Raw genomic sequence first — 12,008 nt, forward strand, 5'->3', positions numbered from 1 at the left:
TTAATCTATCACAAAAGTACCCAGTTTGTGAAATGATAAGCATATGGACTGAAAATGGATTAAAAAATTTGATGCTCAAAATCCTTAATTTTCAGTTTAAGTATTACATTATCATAGTACCCTTAAATGCTCTTTTCAAAAAGAAAAGGCTCCCCCAGAAAGGGAGCCAATATGAATTGGTCTTTAAATTATAAGTTTTGCTGTCAGCTTGCTTTGTCTTTTTTCTCAGGTTTCCCGGTCACAATCAATTTCATTGCCTTTATTGCCTTCGTTTTACCTGCGTAGTTTTCAGTTTCTGCAATCAAAGTATGGATACCATTATCCAAATTCAGTTCTGCCTGGAAGATTCCGTCACGTCCAGTTTTAACAGAATCAATCAGGAAGATTTCGTTTCCGCGCTTTTCGTAGATATTCACAGAGGTGCCATTGGTTGCTGTACCCTTTACCAAGGCAGGTTCTCCTTTCACCATCATTTCTTCTTGATCCCATAATGGTTCTTCAGGGATTTCCTGCTCTGCATCCTTCGACCAGCGCAATGCATTTACGAATAATTTTCGCCCATTCTTCGTCCATCCATAATCAGGTCCGATCATATTGGTGACCGCAAATGAAGACATCAGCAAATGCATATGCTCCTTGCTTCTGAATTCAAACTCAATCGAATTACCTTTTCTTTCACTATCGATATATAAGCTCGAGAGTGGTACACCTGAGTAATTTTTGAAAGTTGAGTATGGACTTTTTGCGGTATGGATTTTGACCAGACCGTCCTCATCAAAACTAATGCCATCAAAAATTGGGTGTCCATCCACTCCATCGATATAAACAGCGCCTTCATTATACCCTTGCTGATCGATTTCAGGACTTCCCACTAACTCGTTGAGCACTGGAATGGAACCTTCATCGACACCCCATGTTCCTGTGAACACCAAGCTGGTTTTATGTTCATCGCTTTCTTCTATCAGCTGTTGGAACTGTTCTCTAGTACCTTTGCTCGTATTGACCAGGATGATCTCATATTTCTCGACATTTCCGAGGATGTCCCAGCCTTTTTCTTCTGCATACAATTTTTGTTCATTCAGCAGCTTTGACAGTGCTCCGTTTACATCTCCAAGCACGGCTGCTTCAAATGGATTCAATTCCAGGTTAAATTCCAAATCATCTGAGCCTATAGTGAACTCGAAACTTTCCTTGAGGTAACCATCGACAGTTACCTGCAGAGTATAGTCACCAGGCAATAAATCTTTAAATAGATAGGTTCCATCATCCTTGGCGGAGCTTTCGGTCTTAAAGTCCGGCTCATCTTTCGGAATCAAAATCAATTGTGCATCAGCTATCGGTTTCTTGCTTTTCTTGGATGTAATGGCACCCTTCAATTCTGATCCATCAATTGCTTCAAGGGTAAAGTGCAGCTCAACCCTGCTTCCCACATCTTCGACTTTCGCTTCCTTGGTCTGTTCTTTAAAGCCTCTTGCCTGGACTTTTAAGTTATACTCACCAACACCAATGCCAAATTTATACTGGCCAGCTTTATTAGTTGTCGTTTTGTGGCTGGTTCCCTCAATGGTGACAAAAGCTCCTGCAATCGGCTTCCCTTGACTGTCCTTGACTTCCCCAGTAATCTCTCCCTGGCTTGCTGTCAACGCATAATCAATCGCATTCAAGTATACTTTTTTAGCATTTTCAGTCCAGCGATCGTTCGGGTGGCCATATGCACTAATTTGTAGTGCAGAAAGCAGGATGTGGACACTATTCGATGAACTGAACTTATAGCCAATCGTGCTTCCCAGCTCCCCCTTATTCGGATTCGTCAGAGATGCAAGCGTTGTTCCACTATAATTTGAATACACCGAGTACTGCACAACACCTTTTGGATTTACAAGGAGCTGGACCTCATCCCCTTTATTGAAACCTTTCAGGATAGGATGATCTTCTGCCACTTTCAAACTGATTTCTCTATCAACGTAACTTCTTTCAAGGGATTCCGGATCACCGTAAGCGTTGCTAAGATCACCAATTGTCCCTCCATAATTCGCAGTGAAAATCATGCTGACTTCATTTTCGTTCGCCTTCTCAACCATAGCCTTGAAGCGGTCTTCATTCATGTAAGTGTCATTGACAATGACTGCTTTATAATTTTGCATATTCTCTATCAACCGTTCGTATTCCTTATATGGATAGAATTCAATATCATAACCATTTGTCTCAAGGAACGGCATGATTCTATCCTTCTGAGTAGGATTGGCAAGAATAGCAATCTTCTCGGATTCAATAAGAGAGGCATTAAAATCAGTTTGCTGCCCTTCTGTAATTTCGACTGACTGGTAAATCGGGCTATAGCCTGTCGCAATCACTCTAACTTCATAAGTTCCTGCAGGCAGTGTCGTCTGATAATTCCCTTCCTCATTTGTCTTCACGGTCACTGGTGTGCCAATTACCTCGACATTTGCCCCGGCAATCTCTTCTTTAGTAGATGCATCAACTATTTTACCTGCCAGAATACCGGAATTGACAGGTTTGATGGCGAAAGCTTCAGTCACTGCCTGACCATTGGAAATTGTGATGGTAAAATCTTTTGATTCGTGACCAAAAGCTTCCACAGTCAGAGAATAAGTTCCTTCCTCAAATGCGGCGAAGAAATTCCCTTTATCATCTGTCTGATAAGTTTTGCCCGTTTCTTTTACTTTGATCGACGCCATGACTGGTCCATTCTCATTCTGGACAGTACCCAGGAGTTCCCCGACAAGGGCGTCTTTTTCGTCGAGTGCCCAGTTCAGTGCATTATTCAAGAGACGCTCCCTTGCAGGGTCAAAGGAATCATTCGGCTTGAAAACATGGCTGATTGTCATATTGGCGAGCAGGATTTCGACTGAATCGATTGTTCTGCCCTTGTATGCGACCATGCTGCCCTTTTCTCCGGTTGCTGTATGCGAGAAGTCTACGACAGTTTTACCTGAATAACCGTCAAAGCCATAATAGTAACCCGATTTTCCTGGAATCTCGATAATATCCCCTGTGTTGAATCCTGTTGTCAATGGATGGTCTTCAAGTACAACCCCTTGTGCTCCGGCTTTGTTATTATGTTCAAAGATTGTCTTTGGATCTTGGTTGAATTCCTGCAAATAGCGAATGGAACCTCTTCCGCCAGCCTGGCCAGTCCAAATGACCGATTTACGCTTTTCATCCAGGGCTTTTTGGAATGCGAGGAAATCCTCTTTTGACGGGACGAGGCTCGGTGCATAATCCGAGTTGGCGAAAACAACATCCACCTCATCCAATTTTTCTATATCCTGATAATTGAGGTACAACACCTTGTAACCTCTTTCCTCAAGATACTGCTTATACGATGTTCCCGAAGCAGTCAGGTCCACGATCACTCCTATTGTTGGTGAAGGACGTAATTTCACACTCAGGGAAACTTTTTGTTTATCAGTCACCTTCAGGCTGACATCCTGGCGTACATATCCATCCTTTTCAATCCTTGCTGTGTAATCTCCCGGCTCAACTTTGGTGATAACATATTGTCCCTGCAAATTTGTCACTGCTTCTCTTGGTTTTCCGAGGATGGTTACCTTGGCACCCTCTAGCGCATTTCCATCCATGGAATCTTCAACTGTTCCAGAAATCACTCCGACATTCTCAGCTGGAGAAAGAATAACTTCCTTTGGTTCACTATCCACTTCTGCACTAGCCTTCACTGTTCTTGCACCATACCCATAGGCACTGATTTCAATTTCGTATTCCCCTGGCAGTATAGCGATCGTGAAGCCCCCATCCTCGTTGCTTGACTGGGTCTGGAACGGCTGTCCCTTTACTTTGATATCCGCTTTCAATGGATTGCCTTGTTCATCGACAACCTTCCCGCTGATTACGGGATACTCGACATTGGCTGCCCATAATACCGAGTTGATCAAAAGCTGCTTTCCTTCCTCGGTGTAGTCTTTCGCTCCATGATAATAACCAAAACCATGGCCGCTCATCAGCAATTCTGCACTTCCGGCCGACCGTGGCTTATAAGCCATGCCAAGACCATGAGGGACATCAGAACCTTCATGCTTGATTTCAGCCAGAGGATAACCGCTGTAGTCCTTGAAATATCCGATATAGCTGGCAGCCGGGGACAGGATTTCAACCAATTCTTCTTCCTTTGCTCCATTGAAGACAGGATGCTCTTCGAGAACTTTATATTGAGCCGCTTCTGTCGTTTTCCTTATTGTTTTCAGCTCTTTTGGATCATTCCTGTAACTCACGAGCTGCTTGATTCCGCCACCCCATACCGCATCACCAAAGATCAGGCTGGTCTGTGCTTTGTCGGCAGCAGCAAACATCTCATCGTTTAAAGCTGATGAACTCGGATCATTGAAGAAAATAACATCAAACTCATTCATCTTTTCAATTAAATCTGCAGGCTGTACATCCCTGACTTCAACCCCGATTTCTTTAAATAATGCCTTAAAGTTTTTATCTGTTGAATAGTAGTCACCTACAACTCCGACAGATGGCATAGGGATGATTTTGATATCCAAATCTCCAGTATGACGTGCTACATCAATGCTTTGCTTATTCGTGATGTATCCTTCCTTGCTGAAAGTAATTTCAAATACCTCTTCCGCTAATCCTGATATTTTATAACGTCCATTCGTTGCGGTCTGTACTTGTTCTACTATTTCTCCCGCCTGGTTTTTCACAGAAACAAGGACGTCGGAAAGCTCCATGCCAGATACTGAATCCTTGACACTGCCTTCCAGATCACCTTTTTCTGATTCACCAAGTGCGATTTGAACAGTTGCTGGGGATTCATTGGCTACTGTGATTGTCTCTGACTTGGATCCCAATCCCTTCGAACGCACTTCCAGCTTAAAGGTTCCTTCATCATGAAAAATGGTAAAGCTTCCGTTTTCGTCAGTTTCCGCTTTTACGCCAGTTTCCAATACTTCGATAGATGCTTCAATAGGCTGTCCGGATGAATTGGTTATTTTACCAGTGACCTTTCCATATTTCACGTTATACAGGTAGTCAATGCTATTGAACAAAATTTGCTGCTGTCCTCGCAGCCATGCTTTCGATGATTTCCACGGAACTGTAGCATGACTTGACAACAATAAATGGGCACTGTCTTCGGAGACAGCATTATAAGCGATACCCGCCCCGACAAAACCCTGATCGGTGCTTCCGATTTTTCCAATTGTCCTTCCAGAATAATCGTTGAACCAGGCAAAATCAGCGTTCCTTTCTAACACATTGATTCTGTCCCCCGCTTTGTATCCTTTGAAAATAGGATGTTCAGCTTCAACCTGGATTCTGATTTCCCCAACATCATAATCATGGCCCAGCTCTTTAGGATTATTATAGAAGTCTTTCAAATGATGAATGGACCCATAATTTGAGCCCCACTGGTCGGTGAAGATGATGCTGACATCATTCGCTTCTGCTTTATCGACTAAATCTTTAAACTGTGCCTCTGTTGGCTTGATTCCATCTGAACCATAGCCTCCATTCAAGTAAATCACTTTATAACGGCCGATCTCCTCAATCACGTCCCATTCCCGCTCTTCAGCTGTATACCCATTAACGTTCAGCATGGTGGTGATTTCGCTCTTGTAATCATTCAAGACCGCAATATCAATTGGCTGCAATTCGAATGTCATATCCGCATTTTCACCGGCTTTTACAACGATTTCCTTGCTGCCAGCCTTAAATCCTTTCATAGAAATCGACACAGTGAAGGTTCCTTCAAACACTTCTTCAACTGAAAATAACCCTTTGCTGTCTGTTTGACCTTTCACTGGTGAGCCCTTCAATTCAATCCCTGCTCCCTCTACAGGCTTGCCAGTTCGCTGGTCTTTTACCAGGATGGAGATTGACCCTTTTGCTGCATCTTCAAGTTCATAGTCTTTTGTTAAAACATACCCGGAAGATAACCCAACTTGTTCGGTAATTTGCTTTTTGCCGTAAGATGAAATCCGGATCGTATAATCTCCCGGAGTCTGTTTTAGCAGAAATTCTCCATTTTTATCTGTTTCAATAGAATTTCCTGTTTCGGCAACAGTAACAGTACCTTTAATGGCATTCCCACCTGTATCTTTCAATGTCCCTTTTACAGAAGCTGGTGAATTGTAACTTTGAACACCGTTCTGGTAAGGCACGAAAATTTGTCCTGGCAGGATCGGTATACCAGAAGTACTGTAAACTGGAAGGCTGAAATCCTTCAATCTTTCACCGGTATACACATCAATGACAGATAGGTTTCCGCTTGTGCCTGCAAAAAACAGAAGCCCATTAGCAGATACAGAACCATTGTTCAGCGTCGTTCCGACAGCCCGGTTGTTCCAGAGTTCCTCGCCAGTATTCGAGTCAAAAGCGCGCAATGCAGGCTGTACAGCTGAACCGATCACAACGATATTTTCATAGACGATTGGAGACCCAGCCTGAGTATCTCCAATTCCGCCTGCTTTCCACTTTTCTTCGCCCGTTTTCGCATCAAGGGCATAAAGTGTGCCGCCTTCTGTATTGAAATTGGTACCTGCAACATATAGTGTTCCTTTATCGTATACCGGCTTGGATGCAATTCCTTCATTTACAAGAGTTTTGCTCCATACTTCGCTTCCGTCTTCTACACGAAGAGCTCTTAGTTTTTGATTATCATAGCTGCCGATAAATAGCATCCCGTCGCCTGCACTTGGCCCGAAATAGGCAGGGCCTCCAAGTTCGACGATCCATTTCTTTTTGCCTGTTTCAGCATTCAACGCAATCAGCTTTGCTTGATCTCCAAGATCGGAAGCAACAAACAGTGTCCCATCAATGTATAAAGGAGATTCATAGACTCCTATTGCACCTGTGTTTGCAGTCCATACAATGCTGCCTGATTTTAAATCGAGTGCATACATCTTTCCGTCCTGCCCGCCTGAAAGATAGACTTTGTCTCCTTCTATCGTTGGTGAAGACCTATTCGAGCTTCCAATTTTCACTGTCCATAGCTCTATTCCGGTTACAGCATCCACTGCAATAACAGACCCGCTGTCGGTAACCAGAATCAATTTCCCTTTGGCTGTTGCAGGAGTGGAAAATAAAATTTTTCCTTTACCTCCTGTATCGTAGTTCCATCCTTCAACAAGCGCATCCAGGTCTATGGCATTTCCGGATACTGCATTCCTGTGCATATTCCCATTCGCCATACTCCATTCTTTTTTTGTCAGTGTGGCGTTCGCTTTGACCTTCAGTTCAAGAGAGAGATCCTTGCTGACTTCTATCTCCTTTGCCAGGCCAGTTATTCCTTCACCCGAAATCTGCAGAACATACTTTCCTGCTGGCAGATTCTTGACCTCAAACTTTCCGCTTGCATCCGTTCGATAAGTGGATAGAGGAGTTCCTTTTACCCTTACAAAGGCAAAAGGGATTGTTTCCCCGTCCTCAATTGATACATTTCCTTTTACACTAAAAGTATCTGCATTCTCCAATACCCAGTTCACAGATTCTGTTTCGCCCTTCTTCAGCTGTATTGTGAATTGCAAATCCTTATAGCCAAAGGAAGTGACCTTAACCTTATGGCTGCCTTCCCTGATTTTGAACTTGAAAGTTCCATCTTTGCCAATGTCATAGGACAGCCCTTCTTCTGCAACCTCAAGTTTCCCTGGTATTGGCTTTCCAGCCTTGTCTGTAAGCTTTCCGGCAAGTTCACCCGCAAAGGCTGTTTCGGTGACAGCCTGATAAATATTGATGATTCCGCTGCCATAGGAATCATTGGGCAGAGTACCCATATGCGGTTCAACTCTGACAGTCTGTTTAAGTGTTTCTTTTATCTGGTCGACTGTCAGGCTGGGATTCGCCTGCAATAAAAGCGCGACTGCCCCTGTGACATGAGGAGTGGCCATCGAAGTACCGCTGATTGTATTGTATTTTCCTTCATTTCGCTTGGATGGCCATGCTGAATAGATCTTGTGGCCAGGCGCAGAGATATCCGGTTTGATAAGTCTATGCTCATTTCCATTCTCATCCTTCCAAAAAACCGGACCCCGACTTGAGAAATAAGCTGTTTGATCATAAATATCCGTTGCCCCGACCGCGAAAGTTTCCGGAAAACTTCCCGGTGAACCGATTGTTTGTGAGCCAGGGCCATCGTTTCCAGCTGCGAAAGCTGGGAATATCCCTGCTGATACCCATGCTTTGACATCTTCATAAAATTCGAGATTATAAGTATTGGCATTCCCCCATGAATTATTGACCACATCCGGAGCCTTTGAAGGGTCCCCGCCTGGAGCCATGAACCATTGGAATGCCTGATGGATGGCTGATAGTGTTGTCGAACCGCCGTCGTTGAAAATTTTGGCGGCAATCCATTCAGCTTCAGGTGCTACGCCGATCGGCTCTCCGTCTCCTCCGCCAACGGCAGTACCCGCTACGTGCGTTCCATGGCCAAATCCGTCATTTGGCGTTTTATACCCCTGACCTGACAGGTCAATCCAGGAATACTGACCGTTTCCGTCCCGACCGCGGTAATTTTTCTTTAGAGCTTCGTGGTTTCCATCTACTCCGGAATCCATGATACCAACAACAATCCCTTTTCCTTTTAACCCGTATTGTCCCCACACTTTAGGAGCATAGATTTTTTCGAGTCCCCATTCAGGCAGTCGCGGGGGAGACTCTTCCACAGTCACCTCAGGTAAGCTGAGGGTTTCATCAAGGGAGATTTCCGCAATATCTTCACGTTTTTTCAGTTCATCCAGAGCTTCCTTTGTGACGGAAGCGGTTATTCCATTGATAATCCATAGAGTCTCTTTCTTTTTGGCTTTTCCCTTTGTCTCCATTGCTGATAGTGCCTGTTGTAATCCCTTTTGGGAATTGTCCGCTTTTTCTTTGAGGTGGTCTTGAATTGATTTTATTTTTTCTGCCCGGTTTTTCTTTTCTTTTACCTGGGGATAAATCTTATTGAGATCAGGTTGGTCCTTCATCCTGATGATGACATCAATTACTTGCTCCCTTTCAAAGGCTTTAAGGAGAACAGCATCCTTTTCCTTTTCAGCAGCTGTTTGTTTATCACCTTTCAATGGTGGCGGTTCAATGCCCAGTCCATCTAACAGGTTCGTCAGCTCTTTATGGTCTGCTGACTTAGTTTCATTCTCTCCTGTATTGCCTGATTCATATTCTTTTTCCCGTTTTTTCTCCAGTACGAGTTCTTCTTTTGAAAAACTAGCTGGCTTCTGTGATGCAGCAATGGCTAGCTGTGATGAAAAAGTCGAAAATACCATTATGAATGCCAGTATTACCGCCCAGAGCTTTCTAGCAGTCTTTTGCTTCGATAATCTTCCCAAGTTTCTTGCACCCCCTGAAAATTTAATTACCGAAGAAATACTGCAAAATTTTGTAAAAACCTTTAATTATTTTGAATATTTATACTTTTCAGATTAAAATGATTAAAAAGCATTATAACTATGCTGGAATATATAGTAAATAAGTAACAGCTGGTCATAAATAAAAGACCATATAATGGTCTCAATAGCAGTCTAAGTCGATTGAAGGAATCACTTTAGCGTTACAGGTTTTTTCATAAAATTCAATCGGTCCGGCTTGATCAATGATGATTTCCTTGTAGCCCATCTTGCTCATTTCTTTCAGGCAAAAATGCAATAATGACTCTCCAATGCCCTTCGATCTTCTGTTCTTTACAACGCCCATCGGTCCAAAAAAGCCTGGTTTTTGAATGTCAAAGGCTGCAAACCCTACAATCTCTTCCCCATCCTGATCCAGGGCAACACATATAGATGATTTCTGCTGTACTATGGATTGCTGAATCGAGTCCGTCCATCGGGACCCGAATTCTTCTTGGATGAAACGAATCAGTTTTTCCCCGTCCTGATTACTTAACATCCTGATATATTTGTATTCTCCTCCGGTTGAGTTATATCTTTTTAAAGATAGTATCATGTCCCTTGAAATAGTTGCTATATTCAAAAGGGCATTTTCCTGATCCCTGGTTAATAATCCTTTTGTTTGCCCTGTCTTGATCAGTGCTTTCAGGACATGTCCCTCATTGAGAAAAATTTGATTGTAGTTTTTCATATAGTTGACCGCTTGCTTGAGTACCAGTTTTGTTGATAGACAGACTGGCAGATTAAATGGTTGGCAAAACTCATACGACATCGTCTCTTCATGAGGAATTAAAGATTCCCTCACGAACGAAGGGTCAATTAAGCTTTTTTGCTTTGCCTCCCAGACTGGGAACGAACCGTCGTTCAGGCAGCCGAGCAATAGATGACCGGGCAAAATGCAGGGACTTAAAGAACCTTTGCGCTCTTTTTCCGCGATTTCCAATGCCTTTTCCATTTGTTCAGTAAGTTTGTACTGCATCCCGCATCCACCTCTTTTAAAGAGTGCTAAATTACTAATAACTTGTTCTCAGATTAAGCACTTATTTTCAGCTTTTCTTCTTTTCTGCTAAGCGTAGAGTAGCTGTGCAATGCCATTCCAAGCATGACAAGTCCACTACCTGCCCAGGATAAAGGAGAAGGCAGCGGCATCGAAAGGATTAAATATTCACCAGCTAACGCAAAGAGAACCTCCATTGACTGGGTTGCTTCGACAGCAGCAAGTTGGGCCATATTCCCCCTAACTAAATCTGTTGCCCTGAAAAACAATACGGTTGCGATTACTCCTGAGGCAATGGCAACAAGAAGGGATTGCAGGCTTTGGCTCATGGATGGAGCTCCCTCTGTAACATAACCAAAAACAGCAAGAACGAGCCAGAATGGCAGACTGGCCAAAGTCATTCCAAGCACTCGCTGATAGGCGTCGAGACTTCCATTAATAACTTCCATCATTTTTCGATTGCCAAGTGGATAAGCAAAAGATGCAATCAAGACTGGAATCACTCCAAGCAATACCATTTGGAGAGGAATCTGCCGTGCATGTTCGATTTGCATCAACATGATGCCCAATATGATGACAACGGACATCCCCAGTCCCTTAAAAGGGATTTTTCCTCTGACAGCTACTAAACCATCGTTTGTCTGTTTTATTTCATAAAACAAGGGACTGAGAAAAGCGCCTGATATAATCGTGATTTGCCATGTACCTGCGATCAGCCATCCTGGAGAATAGGCAGCCGCATATGTCAGTGGTGCATAAAAAAGGACAAATCCAATAAAACTCCATAAAAACCACGGGAATAGATTTTGTTTCATATGCTGGATTAATGACTTTAAATTCTTCCTTGCAGCTACTATTGCCAATAGGAACGGGACCATGAATATGTATCTTAATGAAGCACTCCATATCCAGCTTCCACCTGATAATTCCATTGACTGATTAAGGACGAAGGTAAAAGCAAAAAAGAAGGCAGCTAAAACACCTAACATAATTGGACCCATTGGTTCACTTCCCATTCTTTATTCGGAATCTATTTCAATCTATCATACTACCATAATCCAGGCTTTTCCACACAAAAACAGACACCTGGTATCCCAGGTGCCTAAAGCCGCTAATGGTATTACTGTTCATAATTTATTTCATCAGGTTTTTCATAGGTTACATAAGTTCCAGCAATAAAATCATGAATCGCTCTTTTATCCTGGCGCAAACCTACCATGAAGGCACTGACAATTACACCAATCCCTAAAGTCAATAGATAAACAAGCCCAGCGACTACTGTACGCATGAGCATCGTCCCAAAACCAAGTTTTTCGCCATTGACTTTCGCGATCCTTACCCCTACAATTTTCTTTCCAACGGTATACCCAGACCATATTACTGGCACAAGAACAGTGTATATCAAGTTCATTGTGGAAGTAAATATGTTGTCTTCCGCGTTGCCTGTTATCAGGTAACTAATGATTGAAAGTGGTACACCGATAATTAATCCATCCAAAATTGCTGCACCTAGTCTCACCCAAAAACCTGCTGGTCTGCCCAATGCATTCCCTCCTAGAAGTAAAATGAATTCCCTGTATTTACACGTGAGAATGCAATGAGTGCATTCTTGTGGTCATACATATTAATACTTAATACAAATAAGG

The 12,008-nt window shown here is 43.0% G+C and carries 4 protein-coding genes; all 4 read right to left on the bottom strand.

From position 1 onward, the window contains the following. Positions 1 to 203 precede the first annotated feature (203 nt). The 4 genes from QNH36_RS13505 to QNH36_RS13520 all read right to left on the bottom strand — a co-directional run bounded on the left by QNH36_RS13505 (position 204) and on the right by QNH36_RS13520 (position 11,905). Entirely contained in the window at positions 204 to 9,308 is a 9,105-nt protein-coding gene (locus QNH36_RS13505; RefSeq protein ID WP_283903649.1) for a carboxypeptidase regulatory-like domain-containing protein, read from the bottom strand. A 181-nt stretch (positions 9,309 to 9,489) separates the two neighbouring features. After that, entirely contained in the window at positions 9,490 to 10,344 is an 855-nt protein-coding gene (locus QNH36_RS13510) for a GNAT family N-acetyltransferase (protein ID WP_283903650.1), read from the bottom strand. Positions 10,345 to 10,397: 53 nt separating this feature from the next. Next, positions 10,398 to 11,363, bottom strand: coding sequence for a DMT family transporter (locus tag QNH36_RS13515; protein WP_283903651.1), 966 nt, complete (start codon positions 11,361 to 11,363; stop codon positions 10,398 to 10,400). A gap of 119 nt (positions 11,364 to 11,482) precedes the next feature. Then, on the bottom strand, positions 11,483 to 11,905 hold the full coding sequence (locus tag QNH36_RS13520) for an RDD family protein (RefSeq protein WP_251540336.1): 423 nt from the start codon (positions 11,903 to 11,905) through the stop codon (positions 11,483 to 11,485). Between the last annotated feature and the right edge of the window lie 103 nt (positions 11,906 to 12,008).

It is taken from the genome of Mesobacillus sp. AQ2, from assembly GCF_030122805.1.
In the GTDB taxonomy this organism is placed as follows: domain Bacteria; phylum Bacillota; class Bacilli; order Bacillales; family Cytobacillaceae; genus Mesobacillus; species Mesobacillus oceanisediminis_A.